Source organism: Vallitalea okinawensis (assembly GCF_002964605.1).
GTDB classification, from domain to species: domain Bacteria; phylum Bacillota; class Clostridia; order Lachnospirales; family PQDH01; genus Vallitalea_A; species Vallitalea_A okinawensis.
Genome location: NZ_PQDH01000002.1, coordinates 221,529 through 245,517, shown reverse-complemented (window position 1 = coordinate 245,517; position 23,989 = coordinate 221,529). Strand labels below are relative to the sequence as shown.

Here is a 23,989-nt window from a genome sequence, read left to right as displayed (position 1 = left end):
GTATGGAGTTTAATGAAAAGTATGTACTAACAATAGATTGTGGAACCCAGTCAATTAGGGGACTAGTATTTAATCAGTATGGAGAGCTTGTTTTAAAAATAAAAAAGGAAATTGAGCCTTACTTTTCATTACAGCCCGGGTGGACAGAACAGGACCCAGATTTATATTTCAACACCATGTGCGATATCATAAAAGTATTAAGAGATGAGAACGATGAGATTTATGATCAAATTGCAGGTATGACAGTGACCACTCAGCGTGACTGTTGCATTGTTGTCGATAAGGAAGGTAAACCTTTGAGACCTGCTATCTTATGGATGGATCAAAGAGAAGCCAGTAAAAAGAGTTTCAAATTACCATATAAAGTGGCCACTTCAGCAGTTGGTATGCATGAAGTCTCAAGAAAAGTTGGGGCTCATTGTAAAGCACACTGGCTAAAGGAACATGAAAAAGAAACATGGGATAAGACACATAAATATTTAATGCTATCTGCCTATTTGAACTTTAGGTTAACGGGTAAATATATCGACAGTATCGCTTCTACAATTGGACATATACCCTTTAACTATAAAAAGTTTCAGTGGGAGAGTGATTTAGGGTTAAAGCGACAGATTTTTCAGATTGAGAGAGAAAAGCTCTATGATATAGTAGAGCCAGGAACAATTATTGGAGAAGTATCAAAAGAGGTTGCAGAAATTTCAGGTTTAAAAGAGGGATTGCCAATTATCGCATCTGCTTCTGATAAAGGTTGTGAAACATTAGGAGCTGGATGTGTTAACGATGAGACGGTGAGCATTTCCATGGGTTCTTTGGCGACTATACAGACAACAAGTAAAAAGTATTATGAATTGAATAAATTTATACCTCCTTTTCCGGCGGCTATACCAAATACTTATAATCCTGAGTTGCAAATCTATAGAGGTTATTGGATGATCACTTGGTTCAAAAAGGAATTTGCCAGAAAAGAGATGGAGGAATCAAAGAAAACTGGCATTCTACCGGAAGTACTTTTGAATAAGTACCTTAATCAAATACCACCTGGTAGTGATGGACTTATTCTACAACCCTATTGGGGTTCACCTCTCAAATTACCTGAAGCACGAGGATCTATCATTGGGTTTTCTGACTACCATACTCGCATCCATATCTATAGAGCTATTATTGAAGGAATAGCTTATGGTTTATTTGAGGGCATGAAGAGTATTGAAAGGCATTCAGGTGTTAAGATTAAAAGAGTAATGCTTTCTGGTGGAAGTTCACAAAGTGATGCTATTTGTCAAATAACAGCAGATGTCTTTAATAAACCTGTTTATCGTGTACAGACTTATGAAACCTCTGGTTTAGGTGCAGCCATCATATGTTTTGTGGGTCTTGGAGTATACAAAGATTATGATGAAGCTGTTAAGAGTATGGTTCATGTTAAGGATTATTTTATGCCAATTCGAGAGAACGTTGAAATTTATTACGATATTTATCACAGGGTTTACAAGAATATCTATAGAAGAATGCGTCCTCTTTATCAAGAATTAAAAGAAATTTATAAAGCTAGGGGGAAATTATAATGGGAAAATACAAAGGTTTTTGTCCGGAATGGGAAAATGAAGCGCCACCAAAGGGTTCCTTTAGATCCATCTTGAAATGGGGAGACCCAGAGTTTTTCAAATACCCTAATGAGGGTATGTACACTTACATGAAGAAAGTTTTTAATATGACAGATGACGACTTTAAAGAGAAGAAGCCAGAAGGACTAGAAACAGTACCTGATAATGTACCATGCCGGTTGGATGAGAATCATTTAGAACACTTCAGGAAAATTGTAGGTGAAGCCAATGTAAAGACAGATACCTATAACCGGCTTAGAGTTTCATATGGTAAGACAATGATTGATCTCATACGATTAAGAAATCAAGTCGTTGAAAATATTCCAGATGCTGTTTTATACCCAAGTAGTAAAACTCAAATAGAAGAGATTGTTGCTTATTGTACAGAGATTAAAATACCCATTTACTGTAGAGCAGGGGGATCAACAGTGACGAGAGGTATGGAAGCCATTAAGGGTGGTATCTCTTTAGACTTAGCAGTAAATTTTAATAAAGTTATAGAATTTAATGAAAAGAACCAAACCATTACTGTAGAATCAGGTATGTCCGGTCCAGAATTAGAGAGATATCTGAATCAAGCACCAGAATTATTAGGTGCTAAAGGGAGATATACTTGCGGTCATTTTCCTCAATCTTTTGAGTATTCTGGTGTTGGAGGTTGGGTAGTTACGAGAGGTGCTGGACAAAATTCAAGTTATTATGGCAAAATTGAAGACATTGTTATCTGTCAAGAATATGCCACACCTGTGGGTATTGTTAAGACTGGAGAATACCCTGCAAAAGCCATTGGTCCAGATATCGACCAGATTATGATAGGTTCTGAGGGAGCTTTTGGTGTGTTAACTCACTGTACATTAAGAGTATTTAAACACATGCCTGAGAACCGTAAATATTTTAGTTATATTTTCCCCAGCTGGGAGAATGCTCAGGCAGCTGCTAGAGACATCTCGCAAGGTGAGTTTGGTATGCCATCAGTTTTTAGAGTATCTGATCCAGAAGAAACATCTGTTATGTTAAGTCATTATAAAGTTGAGGGTACGAAGATCGATAAGATCATGAGCAGAAGAGGCTATAAGGCTATGGAACGTTGTTTATTCCTCGGCTTTACAGATGGTGAAAAAGACTTTTGTAAGAATATGAAGAGGAAATTACATAAGATATGCAAGAAATACGGAGCAATGTACTTGACAGCCCAGCCTACAAAGGAATGGGAAAAAGGGCGTTTTAATGATCCTTATATAAGAGAACCTATGCAAGATTTTGGTATTATTATTGATACCATGGAATGTTCTGTATCATGGGATGAGATGCCAAAAGTTCATCGAGGATTAAGGGAATATGTTAAGTCAAGACCTAATACGATTTGTATGACCCATATGTCTCATGTTTATCCTCAAGGAGCTAATCTATACTTTATCTTTTTGATCGCTAATGTAGAGCCAGAAGAGTATCTTGAATTCCAAGCTGGCATTTTGGATAATTATGTGAAGTATGGAGCTGCTATTAGTCATCATCACGGTGTTGGGAAAGCCTTTGGTCCTTGGTTGGAACACAATATAGGTTCTACTAGCTATGAGATTATTCGCACCCTAAAAGAGCATTTCGATCCTGATAATATTATGAATCCCGGTGGAACTTTAGGGCTGGATGTGGAAAGAAGAGAGCTGAAGTTTAAGTAAAAAAACATAAGTTTATATAATAAGAATATAAGTAAATATAAGAAGCACAGCAGCTGGCTATAAATAGTAAGAGTTGCTATGCTTCTTTTGTTTTACTAATAGGGTCAAGCAGATAAGGAGTACTATTGCGCTGGCTGGGAAGACGTCCATGTCTTAGACAGCCAGGCTCACCGTCCATGGTTCGCTGCTCCATAGTACGCCTTATCTGCTTTCGAGTATGGATCAGGGAAGCATTTGTTACTTTAGTTAATTATGTGTTTATTTAAAAGAGTCAAGTGAAGAAGGAGTAACTTTGATAATCTTTAGGAAAGCTAGAGTTGAATAATTCATTCTTATGATTGAAATACTTAGGTATAAGAAAAGAATACGAAATTTCCTATTTTAAAACAAATGGAATCGTGTTAGAATCATATAAAGATCATTACAAAATTTAACGAATGAAGATTACTAAAGGATGGTGACATTATTGAAAAACCAACTTAATGGTATACAGAAATTTGGTTTGATATTGGCATTAATTGGTGTATTGTTTTTGCTTTTTCCTAGGTTAATTGGCAATACAGCTATCTTGTTATTCGCTGGGTTTATTATGACGATTGGTGTGTATTTATTGGTTAAGTCATTTAAATTAGGAAGTGTATTTTTAAGTGCTTTATGTATTGGGCTAGTTGTAGTAGGTTTAGTTATTTTCTTGAACCCAGGTATTATTTTATTTGTTGTTGGGATAGGGTGTATGATGTCCGGTCTAGGAGACTTTCTATATTTGCTTGCGAATCCAGATAGAAAATGGGCACGTTTGATCTATCCTGTTGTACTAATACTAATTGGTGTCTATGCTACTTTTAATAGTAGTGCAGCAATAACAACTATCGTATTAATTCTAGGTTTTGTACTCTTGGTTCTTGGTGGGTTAATGATTATTCGTGGTAAAGAATTTATTAACATCACGAAGCAGACCCCATTCAGATATACAGGAGCTAAGCCATATAATCAACAGCAGCGAAAAACTAAACAAGATGATGATATTATAGATGTGGACTATCGAGAAAGAGACTAACCTTTAGCATAATTGAGCTAAGATAGGGTAATCTAATAATGAATCTTATTGTAAGGAGGATTATTAGAATGCCAAAAGATAGTCAACCGGATAATAAAAGAAGAAGAATGGAAAAAAGTAATGGGCAAACACCTATTACAAGAGAAGCTCAAAATCATAATCGTAATACAAAGAAACAATCAAGTGAAGATAACGATGTATAAGTATAATGATAAAAAAAGCTGAGATAGAAGATATCTCAGCTTTTTGACATTTAGTTAGCTTTACTTAGCTGGTACAAGTAGTTCTTGACCAGGTAAAATGAAATGTGGATCTACTAAGTTATTAAGTTCTGTTAATGCTTCCCATGTAGTGCCATGCTCTTCGGCAATTTGCCATAACACATCACCGCTTTGGATGGCATAAGTACCTAACTCTATAACACCTTGTTCAATGAGTTCATATAAGTTAATGGACTTAACGTTCTTAGTTCTTTCATCAGCGGATGTTGGAATAGTGATGGCGCCATTACGAACCATTTCAAATACTTCTTCTTTGTATGCAACATCTTCATCATAACCAACGATTTTCCAGTTATTATCTACTAGAGGTTCAAGAACGCCGTTTTTTTCATTAACAGTGTAATTAATGATTAAGTCACGGATTCTTCCAGCATCTTGGAATTCATCGTATGAATCATAATATTTATCTTCTAAAGTTACAAGACCTAACTTAAGAATTGTACCAAAACGATAGTTATTAACAGCTAACTTGTAAGTAGCTGTTGGATTAATAGGTTCACCATTGATTGTAGCGTTCTTAATTCTGTCACCAGCTTCTTCACTTATATCTACTTCATAATCTACGCCTGCAAACATATCATAGTTATAGCCTCTTATTTCTTCATTAAAACTGATGGTAATATCGCCATCTGTGTATGTATTATAGTAAGATGCAGACCATTCCATATAATCTAATAAACCTTGTCCAGTGATGTTAACACCAACTAGGGTATTAGGGTATTTATAGATATAGGCAACATCCTTTTTCTTGAAATCACCTTGTGTTAAGTTAGATCCAAAGTTGAATAAAGCTGCTGCTGATACATCAGCCTCTGTAAAATGTACTTGTACTTCATTAATTAAGTCGATGACAGCTGTATCCATTAATTGAGCAGTTGGCATAGTTGATATTGAACTTTCACCTGTTATATAATCAGGAGATGCAATAAAGTCTGCAGTAATAGTACCAACTACTTGATTAGCATCGGCTACAGATTCTTCATGAACATTTGCAAAGGCATCAAGAATTTCTTGATCAGCTTCTACTTCATAAGTTTCAAGTTGAGCACCTTCTACACTCACTACTTTGTTGTTATCAGCCTTATCAACTGTAATGTCAACTTTACCTAATGCCCATCCATATTTACCAGGTTCAAGAATTGTCACACCATTAACTTCTTCTAAATACTTGGCATGAGCATGTCCGCCCAATAAGACATCAAATTCAGGACATTCTTCAGCAATTTCTTCTAAACCAGCATAAGTATATTCACCTTCTGGTCCAACATGATATGCGCCTACTAGGACATCGTATTGACCTTCAAGCTCTGCAAGAACCTTTTTAGTTTCTGCTAAAGTATTTGTGAAAGCAAGACCTGCAAAATGATCTGGCGTACTCGCTTCCCAACGAGGGACCTCTGGTGGTAGCATACCAACAACAGCTACTTTTACACCATCTACTTCAAAGATCTCATAAGGAGCTAACCAGCGCTCTTCAGTACCTTCTTTATAAATGTTAGCAGATAATACAGCACCATCAAAAGCTTCAATGTTCTTAGTTAATAAATCAAGACCAAAGTTGAACTCATGATTACCAATTGTCCAAGCATCATAACCAATCAAATTCATAGCTTGAATCATAGGATGTACATCCATTGCATTAAATAATTCTGCACTATTATCTTGGATAGTATCTCCACAGTCTACTAATAGAGAATTAGGATTCGCAGCTCTTTCTTGTTTAATTAACGTTGAAAGTTTTGCCAACCCAGCATCTTTATCTTCACTGTCAATGGCGTAGTCATAAGAGTAGATACGGCCATGCAAATCAGTAGTAGAAAGGATGGTTATGGTGGTTTCGTTACTATCAGCAGCGTTAACAGATGGAGCAAAAGTAAAAAGCATTGCTAGTGTTAATGCTAACGCAGTGAAGCGCTTAAACATATGTTTCATATATAATTTCCTCCTCCATAAAAATATAAAATAAACCCATGGAATTGATTCATCCTAAAATTTGAGTAAACTGGACGAATTAATGTCATGGGTAAAGGTATATATTCATTATAAATTATATGGTTAATATATGCAAATATATAAAAATATTAAATTATTTTTTAAGTAATTTAGAAATGGGACAAATTTTTTTTGTTCACATGAATTACCAAATATATGAAACAACAGTTTTTTGTCACATGTTATATATGGCATGATGTGATGATAAAACTAATCTCTTATAGCTATTTGTGTCAATTCTTTATATACATGCTTATAATATTATAGATATTAACATATAAGGAGAGGGGATTTATATGCGCGGTTGTGGAGTGCTATCTTTTCCAGAAATGATGGCATTAGAAGCTGTTAAGTTTTGGGCACAGAATTCATATGAACATATTGAAGTTCTATTAGGCAGTGCAGAGCCCAATGGAGCAACATTGTACCCGTATTTTGCGGAAGAGCTTGAGAAATTATACAAAGCCTTTAAGGAGATTTATAAAACTCTAGATAAAAATCAATATGATGAAAATCCGTATCACATGTTACATTATTTCATAGAAACTAATCGCTATTTTATTCGAACCCTTGAAAGACTTAAATTTGAAGGTTTTAATGGATTTCCAATCTTATATCAAGTGACTTATCATATTTTGTATGAACAATTGTATGTGCAAGAGATATTCAAATCCATGCTGTATTCAAAGAGTAAAGGTCCTGAAGATGTTGTAATTCAAGCAATATTTAGAAAGATGGGATTAGGTAATTCGCCTCTAAATTGTATATATGGGCACATGTATTTTTGGAGTCTTATAGGAGCAGAGCACCCATCCATTATCATGAATGTGACACCTACTGAGAAGAACCAGTTGCCTGAAGTGACCATTGAGAAGTTCTATGAGTTTAGGGATAGATTCAATGGTTGCGCTTATCAACTATCGTCTATCTTCGAAGATTTGGATCAAGAAAATTTAAGAGAAGTTTATAAAGACTTTAAAAAGTACAATGAAGATTTCTTAGCCTTTCTAGAAGCATTTAAAGAAGATCCTAAATACCTACCTGAAGAGTTAAAGGCTTCTTTACCAGATCTATTCTATGGTACACTTGAGCATATCATTGAAGAGCATGAATATGTTTTAGCATTATGTGAAAAATTTGAACATTTTTTGTAAGAAGGATAATACGGTAGAATAAAATAATCGGTTTACCATAAAAATTTTTGTTTTATTTTTATTTATTTTATCTTATGTTATAATCTATAAGGATAGAGAATCTACTAAGTATTCTCGTAATACTAAAATACACGATATAAATTTAATACAAATAACTAAGGAGGATTTATTCTATGAATAAAACATTTATTAAAACTGATGATGCTGCTGCAGCTATAGGACCTTACTCTCAAGGTATTCGCATTGGAGATTTTGTATTTACTTCAGGTCAACTCCCAATTAATGCAAAAACAGGTACAATGCCTGAATCCATTACTGAACAAACAAAACAATCTTTAGAAAACGTAAAAGCAATTCTTGCAGCAGAAGGATTATCATTAAACAATGTTGTCAAAGCAACGGTATTCTTAAGTGATATGAATAATTTTGGTGCTATGAATGAAGTATATACAGAGTACTTTGTTGACAATAAGCCTGCACGTTCAGCAGTAGAAGTAGCAAGATTACCAAAAGACGCATTAGTAGAAATTGAAGTAATAGCAGCTAAATAATGATGAATTAAGTAAACCCTGCTAAGTACATAGCAGGGTTTTTCATATTTAAGCTTTATCAAATAGATGTTGAATATTCATGTAATGAGGTAATCCGTTTTCATATTTTAATGGAGATTCACCTACAATAAGTGGTTTCATATAAGCTAATAGGTCATCAGTAATATCGTTACCAGCTTCATTGATCCACTCACGTGGGATTTTTTTCTCCTTATTTGCAACTTCTGATATTGGAATGTAATGTATTTCATTGTCATATGGATCGTTACTAGTTCTATTTAAGGTAAGCATAATACCTGTTAAATCTTCTTTTGCATATTCTACAGCTTTATTTCCCAAACTGAAGGCTTCATCTAAATCAGTCTTTGAAGCAATATGCATAGCACTTCTTTGTAAGACGCTGAACTCAATTGAACGAACTTTACAGTTCAATGCTGTTTTTACGATACCTTCTAATGCCTTACCAGTGCCGCTTAATAGGGCGTGGCCAAAACCGTCAGTAGGTTGATTTGTCGCTGTCGCGCTTACATAGTTACCATTTATATCTTTAATACCTTCTGATACCGCTATAATGACATTATTCTTTTTAGCAATTAAGTTTTTCACATCGTTTAAGAAATGATAAGTATCAAATGGTATTTCAGGTAAGTAGATCAAATCAGGGCTTACATTGTACGCGTTACGAGCTAATGCTGATGCAGCCGTTAACCATCCAGCATTTCTTCCCATGATCTCAACAATGGTCACACTTTTCATATCATATATGTATGCGTCATGTGCGATGTTTAGGATAGAAGTAGCAACAAATTTAGCAGCTGACCCAAATCCAGGAGTATGATCTGTACCAAATAAATCATTATCAATTGTCTTTGGAATGCCGATGACTTTAATATCTACACCCTTTTCTGTAGCATATTGAGAAAGTTTATCGACAGTATCCATTGAGTCGTTACCACCAATATAGAAGAAATATTTAATATCGTATTTAGCAAAAGTAGCAAATATTTCTTCGTATTGTGGAGAAGTTATTTCTTTATCAAGCTTAAAACGACAAGAACCTAAAAACATAGATGGAGAATGCTTTAATTGTTCTAATGATGCATCATTGGCAAAAGTTTTGTGGAGTTCGATGATGTTATCGTTAAGTATCCCTTGAACGCCGTTAAGTGCACCGTAGATGTTCGTTATGCTTGAATCTTTAACTGCGGCACTAATAACGCCGCTTAAACTTGCATTGATCGCTGTTGTTGGTCCTCCAGATTGGGCAACAAGACAATTCACTATTAATCACCTCATATAGAATTAAATAATACGTACTATTTATTAATTATATGATATATAATACACATTATTACTCTTTTATGCAATATATAAAGTGTAATTTTATAAAAAATAATCTGAATTGGTACATATCAATTAGAATATTTGTGTATTATATCAATTCGAGAAGTATAAAGAAGAAATAAGTTAAAAAACCACTAGAACTCAAATTCCTAGTGGATCTTTTATTAATAACTAATACTTGTAAAGAATCTAAGCCAATCAAAGTACATAGCTATACCCATGATAATTAATAGAACGCCGCTAATGATTTTAATCGTATTAAAGTATTTGTAGACTTTCTTAAATTGACGCATAGCCCTCCCAACAAGAAGGGTTGTCAAAAAGAAAGGAATTGTCATACCTATAGAATAAACCAATAGCATAAACATAGCTTCAGTTGTACTAGATGTACTAGCTAGCAGGAGAACAGAACCCAAAATTGGACCTATACAGGGTGTCCATCCAAAACTGAATGTTGCTCCTAGTAGAAAAGCATTAATGAACTTTGGCGACTTATTCTTCACATTAAGTCGTCTTTCATAGTTCAAGAAGTTAATTTTCAGTATTCCAGTTGAAAAGAGACCAAAAATAATGATGATGATGGCACCAACTTTTCTAAATAGAACATCATATGTAACAAAGAAACTTCCTATGGAAGAAGCACCAGCTCCAAGAATAATGAAGACTGTAGAGATCCCTAATATGAATCCAAAGGAATTTAACAACATGGTACGCCTTAAAGATTGATCATGTTGAATTTCATCTATAGTAGCTCCTGCTAAATAACTAATATATACGGGTATGAGTGGTAGTATACATGGTGAAAGGAAAGATAATAAACCTTCTACAAATACCACAAATAAAGTTAAATCATTTTGAATTAACATAAATTCACCTCAATTTTAGTATAGTCTCAATCAATAATAATATACTTAAAATAGTGTATGTAAGAAAAACAAAATTTAGTTTTAATTATCATAAATTTAGATATATATTGTATGATTGTATTATTATAATAATAGGTTATTAAATGGATTAAATTCAACTTACATTGAACTTAATTATGGGTTAAGTATTATGTCTAGAGTTCTGTAAGTTGAACAAATAATTTTGATAAAGTTGTCTTAGATATTCGTCCTGTTATTTTAAAAGAATTAGGTTCTATTTCTTCTACAACAGGGAGAGCATCTATTTTGTGTTGAATGATTTTTTTGGCTGCATCGACAATAGATTCCTGATCATTAGTAATAATAATATTGGGCATTCGGGTCATAATAACACTAACGGGTACTTGATTAATATCCACATTACCTAAAATACTTTTTAGAAAATCTTTACGAGATACAACACCGCATAAATAGTCTTGTTCATTGGTAACAAAAACAGTACCTGCATCATTTAAAAAGATTTGAATAACAGCATCATGGAGTGAAATATTCTCTTTGACGCAAACGGCTTTGGATTTTATATCCTTTACTGTTGTTTCGAAAAGTTTCATGTTGACTGTGTTTGACTGTTTGTCCGTATTTATTATATAACCTACTTTGGGTTTTGCATCTAAAACACCAGTATGGGTCAAAAGACTAAGATCGGATCGGATGGTTGATTTAGAATAGCCAAGTTCATTTGCAATATCCGTTCCAGTAATAGGTTGGTTGGATTTTACAATTGTTATAATATTTTCCTGTCGCTCTGTAAACTTCATATATTCACCTACCTATAGGGGTCTTACACATATTATAGCAATAAATCGTTAAATATTAAAGGAAAAAAAACTTGAAATATTATTTTATTTGCGTTATAATAGCAACATAATAAATGAAAAGTTCCTGAAATGTACGATAAACCTGTTATTTTGAACCTACATGACAAAAACGGGAGTTCTACATGACTTGCATTGATGTCAGGCCTCAAGTTAATTCCCTTTGGGCGGAGGAAGGCAAAGATGTAGATGCGAACACCCACCTAGCGTAGAGCTAGGTGTCAAAATGCAGGACCGGCATTTCGGGCTGTTTATGAAAATGAAAGAGGTTATTAAACCTCTTTTTTTAGTGCAGAAAAGAGGTATTTTATGCTGAAAGAATGCGGTCTAGTAATTGGTGGAATCCAAGAAGTATGCAGCTTTGGTGCATAAAATAGGATAATTAATATATTATTGAAAAAAACTTATATTTATTATATAATTAAAGTGGACAGCAATACATGTAGTCTTTATTCTACTCATGGAATAACAAAGGAGAAAAATGTATGAGATTTGTACCTGCCAATGTTCTCACAGAAGGAATGGTGCTAGGTAAGACTCTCTATGACCATAGTCATAACGTTCTTTTAAACAAGGGGCATCAGCTTACAGTGTCCAATATTAAAAGAATAGTTGATTTAGGATACCAAGGATTATATATAGTAGTAGAAGAAATTACTATTGATAATGAAGAAGCAAAAGACGTCGTAACAGATGAAATACGAAGACGTGCGAAAGATATAATCAAAGATACCTTTGTAACCGATCAATATGATCGGGCAAAAAGGGAGATAACTGAAGTTGTTTATAAAATAGTTGAGCAATTGATGAGCAATGATGCTCTTGTAATAAATTTATATGATTTAAAAACTTATGATAATTATACATTTGAGCATTCTGTGAATGTAACAGTACTTTCAGTTGTCATTGGTATTCACTATGGGTTAAGCCAAGAGAGACTTTATGAACTAGGATTTGGAGCAATGATGCACGATATAGGTAAGAAATTTATTGATATCGAAGTCCTTAACAAAAAAGATAAACTTACCCCCCATGAGATGGATATAATTAAGGAGCATCCGGATTTTGGAGCAGAGCTTCTGAAGAATATCTTTCAAGTAAATGAACATATAATTAATTGTGCTTTAGAACATCATGAGCGCTTTGATGGTGCTGGATATCCAAAAGGTTTAAAAGGTAAAGAAATTAGCTTAAATGGCCGTATAATTGCCATATGCGATGTTTTTGATGCTTTGACTGCCGATAGGATATACCGAAAAGGAATTCCAGCTCATGAGGCGGTGGCATATATAATCGAGCATAGTGGTACACACTTTGATGCTGATTTAGTTCTTATATTTACTGATCATGTTGCGCCATATCCAATAGGTACTTCAGTGAAATTGAGCAATGGTCATGAAGGAATTGTGGTATCAATTCTTCCAAAATACTGTTCAAGACCTGTTATTAAAGTCCTAAGAGATAATAACCATAAAATAGTACGTCAACCATATGATTTCGATATGGGAGAACTACAAAACTTACATATTAAAATTATAGAAGTTATTAACAGGTGAATTTCTAAGTTGAATTAACTATATATGTCATATAAACCCTATTCAACTTAGTGTGAGAAATTAATTTTTACTAATGAGAAAAATCATATAAGACATAGAAGAAGCCATAACCTGCTTGAAGGTTATGGCTTTTGTGTTCCTCAATTTAATTTATAAAGCAGTTTGTAAATAAGTTTTACCCATGAGGTGTTCATCTACGCAGTGGGCAAGTTTTCGCCCTTCTGATATAGACCATACAACTAAGGATTGGCCCCGTCGCATGTCACCAGCTGAAAAGATATTAGGTTCACTTGTTTGATAATTATCATCTGTAAGAACATTTCCTCGCTGATCAAATTCTACACCGAGATCAGTAAGTAATCCCTTTTGTTCGGGATGTAAGAATCCCATAGCAAAAAGAACGAGATCAGCATCAATAGTAAATTCGCTTTTTGGTATTTCCTTAAAAGTTCTTCTACCATTCTTATCTGGTTTGCTCCATTCTAACTTAACGCAATGGAGTTTTGTCACTTTTCCATTTTCACCAGAGAAGTATTTTGTAGCTATGGCATAGTTACGTATATCATGGCCATATTTATAAGTTGCTTCATCATGTGACGTAGACGTACGTAAAATGAGAGGGTATGTGGGCCAAGGATGAAATTCAGAGCGTTCACTTGGTGGCATAGGCATCAGTTCTAATTGTGTTACATTTTGAGCTCCCTGACGAATAGCAGTACCAACACAGTCAGAACCTGTATCACCACCACCGATAACAACAACATTCTTACCAGCGGCATTAATTTGTTCCTCTAAAGGTATTTCCATACCATCGTTCATTTTATTCTGTTGAGGAAGAAAATCCATGGCAAATTCGATGCCTTTCAAACGGCGTCCGTGTACATCAAGATCTCTTGGCTTGCTTGATCCGCCAGTTAAGCAGATAACATCATATTTTTTCTTCAACACTTCTACAGGGATATCTAACCCTACATGGGTATTGCATTTAAAGTTGACACCTTCATCTACCATCTGTTCAACACGTCTATCTACATAGAATTTTGGTAATTTATAATCAGGAATACCGTAACGTAGAAGACCACCTGGCTTAGGTGAACGTTCAAATACAGTCACCTTATGACCAGCTCGAGCAAGTTGCTGAGCGGCTGCTAAACCTGAAGGACCAGACCCAATAATGGCAATCTTCTTGCCTGTTCGTGTTGCTGGAGGTTGAGGTACAACCCAACCTTCAGCCCAACCTTTTTCAATGATCGCTAATTCAATTTGCTTACACGTGATTGGGGCTTGATTTATACCAAGTACACATCCTGATTCACATAAAGCTGGACAGATTTTACCTGTGAACTCAGGGAAATTATTTGTAGAATGTAAGATCTGTAAAGCTTTCTCCCATTGATGATTGTAAATGAGATCATTATAATCAGGAATATTGTTAGCTAATGGACAAGAGTAGGTGCAAAATGGAACACCGCAGTCCATACACCTAGCAGCTTGTTGCTCTACTTCCTCAGGAGTTAGAGGCGCATAGATATCTTCATAGTTCTTGACACGATCTTCTGGTGCTTTATAAGTACCAACTTTTCTTTCTATTTCTTTAAATCCAGTGATTTTTCCCATTTTATCACCTCCTATAATCCTGCGACTGCTGCAGCTTCTTCAGTTTGATTAGATTCAATAATTGCCTTATATGCTGGTGAAATGATTTTAACAAACTTAGTTACTGCGCTATCAAAATCATTAAGTATTTTCTCAGCCTTTTCACTGTTAGTATATTTTCTGTGGTTTGTTACAAGCTCTTTAACAAGTTCTTGATCCTTAGCTTCGAGAGCTTCAGGGTTAACAATACCTGTGTTTAATTGATCAGTAACGAAAGTACCGTCTTCATCGTATATATAAGCTACACCGCCACTCATACCAGCTCCAAAGTTTCGACCTGTTTTGCCAAGAATGAGCGTTTTACCTCCAGTCATGTATTCACAGCCATGATCTCCAACACCTTCTACAACGGCGGTAGCACCACTGTTTCTAACAGCGAATCGTTCTCCGGCGACACCATTGATATAAACCTCACCGGATGTTGCGCCATATAAAAGGGTATTACCAACAATGATGTTCTCATCAGGTTTGAAGGTTGAATCACTTGGCGGTGATACGATAATTTTAGCCCCAGATAATCCTTTTCCTAGATAATCATTGGCGTCTCCTTCTAATATAAAGGTTATTCCCTTAGCACCAAAGGCACCAAAGCTTTGCCCAGCAGAACCTTTGAAAGCAAATTGAAGTGTATCCTCAGGTAAACCGTCAGAGCCATGATCTATTGAGACCTGCCCACTAAGCATAGCACCAACTGAACGGTCTGTGTTCATAATAGGATAGTTGCCTTCAACTTTTTTCTTACGCTGTGATAAAGAACGATAGTCTTCAACAAGACTACGATCTAAAATTGTATCTAAACCATGATCTTGATCATAAATCTTGCGAGGTTGAATACGTGCTGGTAATTCAGGACGATAGAGGATTGTACTTAAATCAAGTTGCTTAGTCTTCCAATGGCGATTAGAATTGTTGGCTTCTAATAAATCTACACGACCTACCATTTCTTCAACTGTTTTAATACCTAAGGAAGCCATTATTTCTCTTAATTCTGATGCAATAAACGTAAAGTAATTAATCAAATGCTCTGGTTTTCCTTTAAAGAGTTTTCTTAACTCAGGATCTTGTGTAGCAACACCAACAGGACAGGTATTTTTCTGACATTTCCGCATCATGATACAACCACTTACAATTAGAGCAGCAGTAGCAAATCCAAACTCTTCAGCTCCTAATAATGTAGCAATGGCTACATCACGACCGGTCTTCATTTGCCCATCTGCTTGAACAGTAATTCGACTTCTTAGGTCATTCATCAATAATGTCTGTTGCGTTTCAGCTAAACCTAGTTCCCAAGGGATACCAGCATATTTGATTGAGCTGACAGGAGAAGCACCTGTACCACCATCATGACCACTGATTAAGACCACATCAGCATGCCCTTTTGCAACACCAGCAGCTACAGTCCCAACGCCTACTTCAGAAACAAGCTTAACATTGATACGTGCTTCTTGATTGACATTCTTCAGATCAAAGATTAATTGGGCTAAATCTTCAATAGAGTAGATGTCGTGATGAGGTGGTGGTGATATTAAGTCGATTCCTGGTGTTGAATGTCTTACTTTTGCAATCTCCTTGCTTACTTTGTGACCTGGGAGGTGACCACCTTCACCTGGTTTTGCACCTTGAGCCATTTTAATTTGCAATTCTTCAGCATTGACAAGATATTCTGTTGTCACACCAAAACGGCCAGAGGCAACTTGCTTGATTGCACTACGTCTTAAATCGCCATTGGCATCAGTGAGATAACGATGACGATCCTCACCACCTTCTCCGGAGTTACTCTTACCACCAATACGATTCATTGCAATAGCTAACGTTTCATGAGCTTCTCTGCTTAGAGATCCAAAGGACATAGCACCTGTTGCAAAGCGTGTAAGAATATTTTCAATAGGTTCTACATCTTCAATTGGAATAGGTTCACATTTCTTGAATTTTAATAAACCACGGATAGTACCTAATTTTTTAGATTGATCATTAATAAGTCCAGCATATTCTTTGTATAATTCATAGTCATTGGTGCGGCAACTATGTTGAAGTTTGTAGATTGTTTCAGGATTAAAGAGATGATTCTCTCCTGATTTGCGCCAATGGATCTCGCCACCAATTGATAATCCATTGTAGGGATTTCTCAATTGGTCGTAAGCTTCTTCATGACGGATAACAACCTCTTTAGCAATTATATCTAAGTCAATACCATCAATTCTTGATGGAGTGCCGGGGAAGTACTGATCAACTACCTTTGTACTTAAACCAATAGCTTCAAAGATCTGCGCGCCATTATAACTTTGTAGTGTACAGATACCCATTTTGGATAGAATTTTTAATAAGCCATTACCAAGAGCTTTAACGTAGTTTTTAAATGCTTCATCTTCAGTTAGATCTTTATTAATGTACAATTTACTCTTTAATAAGTGATGAATACTATCAAAGGCAACATAGGGGTTAATGGCTGTTGCACCATAACCAATTAATAGGGCCATATGCATAACATCTCTCGCATCACCAGTCTCTACAATTAAATCTACCTTTGTACGAAGTTTCTTTTCTATTAGGTGATGATGAACACATGATAGAGCTAAAAGACTTGGTATTGGAGCATTATAGCGATCTATAAATCGATCACTAAGGATGATGATGTTATAGCCTTGCTCAATGTTTTCAACAGTACGTCTGCAAAGACGCTGTAAGGCTTCTTCTAATCCTTGGCCACTACTAGCTGATTCAAAGGTCATTGGTATCTTAACAGGTCTAAAATCTTTTGATTCAATATGACGGATTTTTTCAAAAGATACTGTGTCTAAAATAGGTTGATCAATTTCTATAAACTTACGGTTATACTTTTTATTTAATTGATTGAGAATATTTCCTCTATCACCTATGAACTGATTCAGTGACATAACCAGTTTTTCCCGAATAGGGTCAATAGGTGGATTGGTTACTTGAGCAAATAATTGCTTGAAATAAGTATATAGAAGTTGTGGTTGATTGGATAGTACAGCTAATGAAGCATCATTACCCATTGAACCAATTGCTTCCTTGCCATCTTCAGCCATGGGTGCAATGATACGTTTTAATTCTTCTTCTGAATAACCAAAAATAATCTGTCTCTTTAATAATTGATCTCTACTCAGTATTGCAGGTTCATGAGGTACAGGGAGATCATCAACAGTTAATTTATTTTTTGCAATCCATTGTTTGTAATCATGGGCCTTTGCTAATGATGATTTAATCTCATCATCGGCAATAATACGTCCTTCCTTTGTATCAATAAGGAACATTTTACCCGGTTGCAGACGACCTTTCAATTTAACTTTATTACTTTCAAAAGGTAATACACCTGTTTCGGAAGCAAGAACAACCATGTCATCATCTGTAACAAGATAACGAGCAGGTCTAAGACCGTTACGATCAAGAGTGGCTCCAATTTGAATACCATCTGTAAAAGCAATAGCAGCTGGTCCATCCCAAGGTTCCATTAAACCTGCATGGTATTCATAAAAAGCCTTTTTATCTTCATCCATGCCGCTATTTTCTTGCCAAGCTTCTGGGATAAGCATACTGATTGCATGAGCCATGGATTTGCCAGAAGCAACTAAAAGCTCTAGTGCATTATCTAGACTCTGAGAATCACTACCATTAGGTTCAACGATAGGGAATATCTTTTGAATATCTTCTGCTAAAACATCGGAAGAGGCAAGAACCCCTTCTCTTGCATTCATCCAGTTAACATTCCCTCTTAATGTGTTAATCTCACCATTATGGGCTAAATAACGAAATGGTTGAGCCCTATCCCATGAAGGGAATGTATTTGTAGAATAACGCTGATGAACAAGGGCGATAGCAGATACCATGTCCTTGTCGCTAAGTTCAGGATAGAATTCTTCAATTTGATGTGCTAACAATTGACCTTTGTAGATCATTGTCTTGGAGGATAAACTACAAACGTAGAAACTTTCTGTATAAGGTTTTTTCTTACTTCGTATTTCATTTTCTACGAGCTTTCTCACTATGTATAATTTCTTCTCAAAATCCTCATTAGAATAGCGATCTTTTGCAATAAAAATTTGATGAACTGTTGGACGAGTACCGCTGGCTGTTAGACCACAGGCTTTTTCATTAAGTGGAACATCACGCCAGCCTAATAAGGTAAGACCTTCTTGCTTTAAAATTTTTTCAAAGACCCCTTCACAGTACCATCTAGCATTCGGCTCTTGTGGTAAAAAAATCATACCAACAGCATATTGACCTTCATTCGGAAGAGAGTAACCGAGTTCTTTTGTCTTTTTGCATAAAAATTTGTGAGGAATCTGAATGAGAATTCCTGCACCATCCCCAGTTCTTGCATCAGCGCCAACGGCACCACGGTGGGTTAAGTTAATGAGAACTTGCAAACCATCTTTTATTATCTTATGTGATTTCTTACCTTTCATTTGAGCAACAAAGCCTACTCCACAACTATCTTTTTCAAATTGGGGATCGTATAAACCTTGTTTTTCAGGCAATCCGTAAGACTTAAACATATTCCTTCCTCCTATCTCTATATTGACCCTCGGGTTAAATACACTTTCGCTTAGTAAAGTTCTAAATTCTTCATTTGAATCAAAAGTATAACACAAATTGTTAGACAATTCAATACAATGAATTCATAAAAAATAAAATTTCATTTTAGATTTTTTATGTATTTTTCATGATAGGCATGAAAGTCCCATGATTTAATAGACTCATAAAGTCTAAATAAGATTAATTTGTCAATTTGTAGTAGATATGAAATGAATTTATGATTGTGAATATTTGCAAATTTTAAGAAAATTGATTTTTTTGTAATGTTAGTGCTAAAATAATAACATGTCCAATATAATTAAGTAAACACAAATTATTTATGATAAACAATGATGATACGTATTGATTCTGAATTTATCAGTGTTATTACCATATTAAGATTGCGCCTAAAGGTTTATCTTGAAATGGTTAGGATGCTTAGAAGTTCAAAACATTAATGAATCATTGTGAATAATTTGGGATAAAAAAGATAGAAGATGGAGATAGGAGGGGATTGAATGGTCAAAAAAATTGTGTACGTTATATGTGCTTGTATAGCAATATTTTATCTATCTCTTTTATTAATAGGAGATCTAGCTCAGCAAAAGGGAATAGGAGATGAGTCAGGAAACCCTTTGATAATTGGTGATGCAAAAGAGGGGCAGACTGTAGGGGAAGGAAAGGAAGATACCATACTTGAAGTTCCTGATTATGCAATAACGAGGGGGTTGGCAGCGAAGGCAATGGCTTTAACTTTCTATGATTATTCAGAGTTATTAACTATGGATACCTACATAAATTTTAAAGACTGTTCGGAAGAAGATTGGTATTTCTACTATGTTAATGTGGCTATAGCTAATGGGTGGATGTTAAGTGATGAAGATGTTTTTAATCCTTATGGGTTACTAACTGAAATAGAGGCGAAAGAATTATTTAGCCGAGTATGTGAAGATTATAATGGGTTTGACATGACGGGCTATGATTTAAAAACAAGTGACCCTATCTCATATGATGCATTCATAGCTTTATATACGGAGTTAATCCAGGTTAATCAGGAAAATATCCAAGTTTCAGCAAGTCAACTCTTTGTCTATTCAACCCAGTTAACTGATGAACAATTGGGACCTTGGCAAGTTGCAACAGACAAAGGAATCTATGATTTTGGAGGATTATCCTTAGATGGTTTTATTGACAAAGAAGCTATTTTTATAGCCAATGGCAATAAGATCTTATTTGTTGAGGGGATTCTTGAGGAATTGCCACTTGTAACGAACGCATATGTATCAGCTATTAATAATGAAGAAATCACTCTTTTCTTGGGAGGTAGTAGTCGAAAGCTTCTATTAGATTTAGAAACAGATGTTAGCGTAGGCAGCATTGTAGATTTTATAGATGACCAAGGTACAGTTAAAGAACTATCTGTTAAAGAAGAAAAAGATCAAGGAGTTATTAAAAGGGTAAATAGTGACGAAATAGAGTTAGCACATAAAAGTTATGAATTTGCAGAAGAGGCTAAGATATATAGTAACTATAATGGACAAGTAAGATGGCTTGGTAAATCAGATTTACTCGTTGGCTCCAATACATCAACTTTTATTATTGAGGACAAAAAAGTATGTGGTGTCATCATGAATGTAAAGCCTCATTTAGAGAAGATTCGAGTAGCTCTTAATAGTACTGGATTTAAAGGTCTCGTTCATGGGGAAGTAAAAGTTACTTGCGATGGACCTTTTCTTTTAGAATCAGGTAACGAAATAAAGGAGTTTGCCGCAAATGATACAGTCATTATTGGTGGAGATGGAATGGCTATTGGTGACAAACGCGTTAGTATTTATCCTAAAAATGACAGTGACCGGATAAAGGTCATAACAATTGACCGTGGATATGGTGAGACTTATCGTCAACCAAGCTATAGGGGAATAATTGAGGTTGCAAAGCAGGATGAAGGTTATAGCATTGTCAATGAATTACCTATAGAAGAATATCTATATGCAGTTGTACCTAGTGAGATGCCTTCTTCCTATGGCGTAGAAGCATCAAAAGTTCAAGCCATAACAGCGAGAAGTTATGCTTACAATCAAATGTACGGTAATCGTTACTATCGATATGGTGCTCATGTTGATGATAGCGTCAATTGCCAGGTGTATAATAATATTCCAGAGAATGAAACATCAATTACAGCTGTAGAGGAGACGAAAGGTCTAGGTTTAAAGAGTGGAGAAAGTGTGGTTAGCGCTAATTTCTTTTCAACTTCCTGTGGCTACACGGCTAATTCAGGAGATGTCTGGGCGAATAGTTCTACAGGGCAATTTCCACAAAATACACCCACATACCTATCAGCTGCAGCTCAGTACTCAACGGATTTTAATAGTGATCTTACAGACGAAGAAGTTTTTTATCAATTTATTTCCACAGATCAAGTAGATGCTTATGATGAAAGTTTCACTTGGTACAGATGGAATGTGACAATGAGTAGAGAAGAGATAGAAGCAAGTATTAATTACAATTTGAAAGATCTGTATGAGTCAAAGCCTCATTTAGTCCGGACATTAGATGAAAATAGTATTTTCAGGTCAAACTATATAGATGGTGTTGGCGAGTTGATTGATGTCAATGTCTATAAGAGAGGTGAGGGCGGAAATATCATGGAAATGATTGTTGAAGGATCTGAACGTACTGTTAAAGTATCCACAGAGTATCATATTAGAAAGTTGATTCGCCCAGTTCAATATATTGAAGGAGAAGAATCCATCAAACTTTACCTTCAAAATGATGTGATTAAAGACAACTATAGTGTTATGCCAAGTGCATTTTATAGTCTAGAAAAAGTAAAAGATGATCAAGGTAACTTAATTGAGATTAAGTTTATTGGAGGTGGCTATGGACACGGTGTTGGGATGAGTCAGAATGGGGTAAAAGGGATGGTGGATCTAGGATACAATTATCAATCTATATTAGAGCATTTTTATCAAGGCATTAAGATAGAGCCTATATTTTAGTCTTAAACATATAAAGTGCTCTATGATGCGATAGAAATCTTTATATACGTATAATTAAGTTATAAGAAAAGTGACTAACGTCACGTTTCAAGTATGTGCAAGAAAGTATGGTACCTTGCGAGCAAAACGCAGTACTTTCTTACACTATAAAAAAGCCCATGATCATTTGTTATTTACATCATCATGGGCTTTACATATTCATTTATATTGTTTTTAATCCGTTTGAATTTTATCTTGATATACTTTTATAGATGCATTAAGCTCACCACCCAATATTAGTACAATGCTGATGATATATATCCATAATAACAAGATAATAATACTACCAATACTTCCATAGACTACCGAATAGTCGGCGAAATGATTCACATAGAATGAAAAGATACCACTGGCAATAAAACTCCCTAAAGTTGAAAAGATGGCACCAGGAATTACTTGTTTAAAAGTCAATTTAACATTTGGTGTGGCACGATAAATAAAGAGTAGTATGACTAACATAAGTAATACAGGGACGCCTATACGGAAAAAATCCCACATTTGTCTATACAGTTCTTCAATACCTAACCACTCGAATAGCATCTGCCCAAGAATAGTACCAAAAACAACGAGTGCTAGTGCAGCTACAATAACTAAAGCCAAACCAATGGTGTAGATAAAGGATATGAAAAACTTTTGAACAATACCTCTTGTTTCTCTTGTCTTATAAGCTTTATTCATTCCTCTCATGATAGCTCGCACGCCACGAGAAGCTGAATAAATGGTAATGATAATAGATAGAGATACTAATGTATCGGATTGTTTATTGGTTATTTCCCTTAAGACTTGGTCCAAGAGATCTGATATTTCTTCTGGTACAAAACTCATCATATTGGTTAAACCTTCTATACCAGTAGCTATAATGTTTGTTCGGCCTAAAATTGTAATAAAAAAGATCATAAATGGGAATATGGATAAAATCAAATAATATGTAATTTGAGCAGCATACGCGGTGATCTCATCATCTTTAATGCGTTTAATCATGTCTAATACTAAATAACGTAACACGTCTTTTCCTCCTGGATTAATAATAATGAATGTTATTCATTTACTAAAATTAACCAATTTTTTGACTTTACTTTATTATACATAATTATTAACCAAAATTCAAAGAAAATACGCGAAAAAAATATATTAGCCCTATCTCACCAATTATGATTTGGTGAGATGGGGCTTGATATACTGAAGATTAGTCGATATTAATATGTCTTTTTGATGGTTTTGTAGATGGTAATTTTGGTAATTGAACAAGTAAAACACCATCTTGGAAGGATGCTGATATAGCTTCTTCATTAACGTGATCAAAGTAAAATGCTCTAACGAAAGATCCATAAGAACGTTCACGTCTTATATAGTTTTCTTCTTTAATGTCTTTTTTGAAGTCACGTTTACCTTCTATAATTAATGTTTTTTGCTCATAACGCAAAGTAATATCATCTTTTGTCATACCAGGAACATCAATTTCAACTTCAAATGCATCTTCTGTTTCTCTAATGTCAGCTTTCAATTTATGAGAGCCGTAAAAAGGTGGTAAGAATTTTTCATCCATTCTAAAAAAATCATCGTAAAAGAGTTCATCAACATTATGCCAATTGCAATGGCGTCCTCTTCTATAAGGTGATATATCAAACATTGAAACACCTCCTAAATAATTTGTTATTATATTTATATAATAATACAAACAAAACATATAATCAAGTTTGATATTACATAAAATAAGAGTAAAAAGTTCTATGATACATCTTTACTACATATTATAGTTAAAATACTTAATTTTGCTTACAAATTCTTCAAATAAAGGCTTGT

General features: G+C 34.9%; 16 protein-coding genes and 1 other RNA gene. 9 read left to right on the top strand and 8 right to left on the bottom strand.

What is annotated here, in order from left to right; all coding sequences use genetic code 11:
* Positions 1-2 precede the first annotated feature (2 nt).
* From C1Y58_RS06270 to C1Y58_RS27010, 4 genes are all read left to right on the top strand, one after another.
* Positions 3-1,562 carry an FGGY-family carbohydrate kinase gene (locus C1Y58_RS06270; RefSeq protein ID WP_105615161.1) on the top strand — a complete coding sequence of 520 codons (1,560 nt, stop codon included), beginning with the start codon at positions 3-5 and terminating at the stop codon, positions 1,560-1,562.
* Positions 1,562-3,280: an FAD-binding oxidoreductase gene (locus tag C1Y58_RS06265; RefSeq protein WP_105615160.1), complete on the top strand. Its 1,719-nt coding sequence runs from the start codon at positions 1,562-1,564 to the stop codon at positions 3,278-3,280. Before C1Y58_RS06270 ends, C1Y58_RS06265 begins: the two co-directional genes overlap by 1 nt.
* A 466-nt stretch (positions 3,281-3,746) precedes the next feature.
* Positions 3,747-4,337 carry a DUF308 domain-containing protein gene (locus C1Y58_RS06260; RefSeq protein WP_105615159.1) on the top strand — a complete coding sequence of 197 codons (591 nt, stop codon included), beginning with the start codon at positions 3,747-3,749 and terminating at the stop codon, positions 4,335-4,337.
* 68 nt (positions 4,338-4,405) lie between these two features.
* The gene (locus C1Y58_RS27010) at positions 4,406-4,540 is read left to right on the top strand and encodes a hypothetical protein (RefSeq protein WP_278286077.1); all 135 of its coding nucleotides are present in this window, start codon (positions 4,406-4,408) and stop codon (positions 4,538-4,540) included.
* 60 nt (positions 4,541-4,600) lie between these two features.
* Here the strand turns inward: C1Y58_RS27010 and C1Y58_RS06255 are convergent, their stop codons facing one another.
* The gene (locus C1Y58_RS06255) at positions 4,601-6,550 is read right to left on the bottom strand and encodes a 5'-nucleotidase C-terminal domain-containing protein (protein ID WP_105615158.1); all 1,950 of its coding nucleotides are present in this window, start codon (positions 6,548-6,550) and stop codon (positions 4,601-4,603) included.
* 356 nt (positions 6,551-6,906) lie between these two features.
* Here C1Y58_RS06255 and C1Y58_RS06250 point away from each other — a divergent pair, with 356 nt between their 5' ends.
* Positions 6,907-7,764, top strand: coding sequence for a BAR domain-containing protein (locus C1Y58_RS06250; RefSeq protein ID WP_105615157.1), 858 nt, complete (start codon positions 6,907-6,909; stop codon positions 7,762-7,764).
* A gap of 173 nt (positions 7,765-7,937) precedes the next feature.
* Positions 7,938-8,315 (top strand): RidA family protein, encoded by a 378-nt coding sequence (locus C1Y58_RS06245; RefSeq protein WP_105615156.1) that lies wholly within the window; start codon positions 7,938-7,940, stop codon positions 8,313-8,315.
* Between the two features lie 48 nt (positions 8,316-8,363).
* On the opposite strand, the gene C1Y58_RS06240 is transcribed toward C1Y58_RS06245, so the two are convergent.
* The 3 genes from C1Y58_RS06240 to C1Y58_RS06230 all read right to left on the bottom strand — a co-directional run bounded on the left by C1Y58_RS06240 (position 8,364) and on the right by C1Y58_RS06230 (position 11,343).
* Entirely contained in the window at positions 8,364-9,599 is a 1,236-nt protein-coding gene (locus C1Y58_RS06240; protein ID WP_105615155.1) for a 6-phosphofructokinase, read from the bottom strand.
* A 224-nt stretch (positions 9,600-9,823) separates the two neighbouring features.
* Entirely contained in the window at positions 9,824-10,525 is a 702-nt protein-coding gene (locus tag C1Y58_RS06235; protein WP_105615154.1) for a cytochrome c biogenesis CcdA family protein, read from the bottom strand.
* 194 nt (positions 10,526-10,719) lie between these two features.
* Positions 10,720-11,343 (bottom strand): transcriptional regulator CcpN, encoded by a 624-nt coding sequence (locus C1Y58_RS06230; protein ID WP_105615153.1) that lies wholly within the window; start codon positions 11,341-11,343, stop codon positions 10,720-10,722.
* A gap of 118 nt (positions 11,344-11,461) precedes the next feature.
* Between C1Y58_RS06230 and ssrS the strand changes: the two genes are divergently transcribed.
* Both ssrS and C1Y58_RS06220 read left to right on the top strand, forming a co-directional pair.
* A non-coding RNA gene (gene ssrS / locus C1Y58_RS06225) (6S RNA) lies at positions 11,462-11,653 on the top strand.
* Positions 11,654-11,885: 232 nt separating this feature from the next.
* Positions 11,886-12,956, top strand: coding sequence for an HD-GYP domain-containing protein (locus tag C1Y58_RS06220; RefSeq protein ID WP_105615152.1), 1,071 nt, complete (start codon positions 11,886-11,888; stop codon positions 12,954-12,956).
* A 150-nt stretch (positions 12,957-13,106) separates the two neighbouring features.
* Here C1Y58_RS06220 and C1Y58_RS06215 read toward each other — a convergent pair whose 3' ends face one another.
* Together C1Y58_RS06215 and gltB are read right to left on the bottom strand one after the other, a co-directional pair.
* Positions 13,107-14,573: a glutamate synthase subunit beta gene (locus C1Y58_RS06215; protein ID WP_105615151.1), complete on the bottom strand. Its 1,467-nt coding sequence runs from the start codon at positions 14,571-14,573 to the stop codon at positions 13,107-13,109.
* A gap of 11 nt (positions 14,574-14,584) precedes the next feature.
* Positions 14,585-19,129, bottom strand: a complete 4,545-nt coding sequence (gene gltB, locus C1Y58_RS06210) for a glutamate synthase large subunit (RefSeq protein ID WP_105615150.1) — start codon at positions 19,127-19,129, stop codon at positions 14,585-14,587.
* 537 nt (positions 19,130-19,666) lie between these two features.
* Here gltB and C1Y58_RS06205 point away from each other — a divergent pair.
* Entirely contained in the window at positions 19,667-22,147 is a 2,481-nt protein-coding gene (locus C1Y58_RS06205) for a SpoIID/LytB domain-containing protein (RefSeq protein ID WP_105615149.1), read from the top strand.
* Between the two features lie 213 nt (positions 22,148-22,360).
* Here the strand turns inward: C1Y58_RS06205 and C1Y58_RS06200 are convergent, their stop codons facing one another.
* The gene (locus C1Y58_RS06200; protein ID WP_105615148.1) at positions 22,361-23,191 is read right to left on the bottom strand and encodes a YihY/virulence factor BrkB family protein; all 831 of its coding nucleotides are present in this window, start codon (positions 23,189-23,191) and stop codon (positions 22,361-22,363) included.
* A 181-nt stretch (positions 23,192-23,372) separates the two neighbouring features.
* Positions 23,373-23,816 (bottom strand): Hsp20/alpha crystallin family protein, encoded by a 444-nt coding sequence (locus C1Y58_RS06195; RefSeq protein WP_157949981.1) that lies wholly within the window; start codon positions 23,814-23,816, stop codon positions 23,373-23,375.
* Positions 23,817-23,989: the final 173 nt, after the last annotated feature.

Coding starts and splice junctions, on each gene's coding strand:
- C1Y58_RS06270 (WP_105615161.1), top strand. CDS start 3: ATGGAGTTTAATGAAAAGTATGTACTAACAATAGATTGTGGAACCCAG.
- C1Y58_RS06265 (WP_105615160.1), top strand. CDS start 1,562: ATGGGAAAATACAAAGGTTTTTGTCCGGAATGGGAAAATGAAGCGCCA.
- C1Y58_RS27010 (WP_278286077.1), top strand. CDS start 4,406: ATGCCAAAAGATAGTCAACCGGATAATAAAAGAAGAAGAATGGAAAAA.
- C1Y58_RS06255 (WP_105615158.1), bottom strand. CDS start 6,550: ATGAAACATATGTTTAAGCGCTTCACTGCGTTAGCATTAACACTAGCA.
- C1Y58_RS06250 (WP_105615157.1), top strand. CDS start 6,907: ATGCGCGGTTGTGGAGTGCTATCTTTTCCAGAAATGATGGCATTAGAA.
- C1Y58_RS06245 (WP_105615156.1), top strand. CDS start 7,938: ATGAATAAAACATTTATTAAAACTGATGATGCTGCTGCAGCTATAGGA.
- C1Y58_RS06235 (WP_105615154.1), bottom strand. CDS start 10,525: ATGTTAATTCAAAATGATTTAACTTTATTTGTGGTATTTGTAGAAGGT.
- C1Y58_RS06230 (WP_105615153.1), bottom strand. CDS start 11,343: ATGAAGTTTACAGAGCGACAGGAAAATATTATAACAATTGTAAAATCC.
- C1Y58_RS06220 (WP_105615152.1), top strand. CDS start 11,886: ATGAGATTTGTACCTGCCAATGTTCTCACAGAAGGAATGGTGCTAGGT.
- C1Y58_RS06215 (WP_105615151.1), bottom strand. CDS start 14,573: ATGGGAAAAATCACTGGATTTAAAGAAATAGAAAGAAAAGTTGGTACT.
- gltB (WP_105615150.1), bottom strand. CDS start 19,129: ATGTTTAAGTCTTACGGATTGCCTGAAAAACAAGGTTTATACGATCCC.
- C1Y58_RS06205 (WP_105615149.1), top strand. CDS start 19,667: ATGGTCAAAAAAATTGTGTACGTTATATGTGCTTGTATAGCAATATTT.
- C1Y58_RS06195 (WP_157949981.1), bottom strand. CDS start 23,816: ATGTTTGATATATCACCTTATAGAAGAGGACGCCATTGCAATTGGCAT.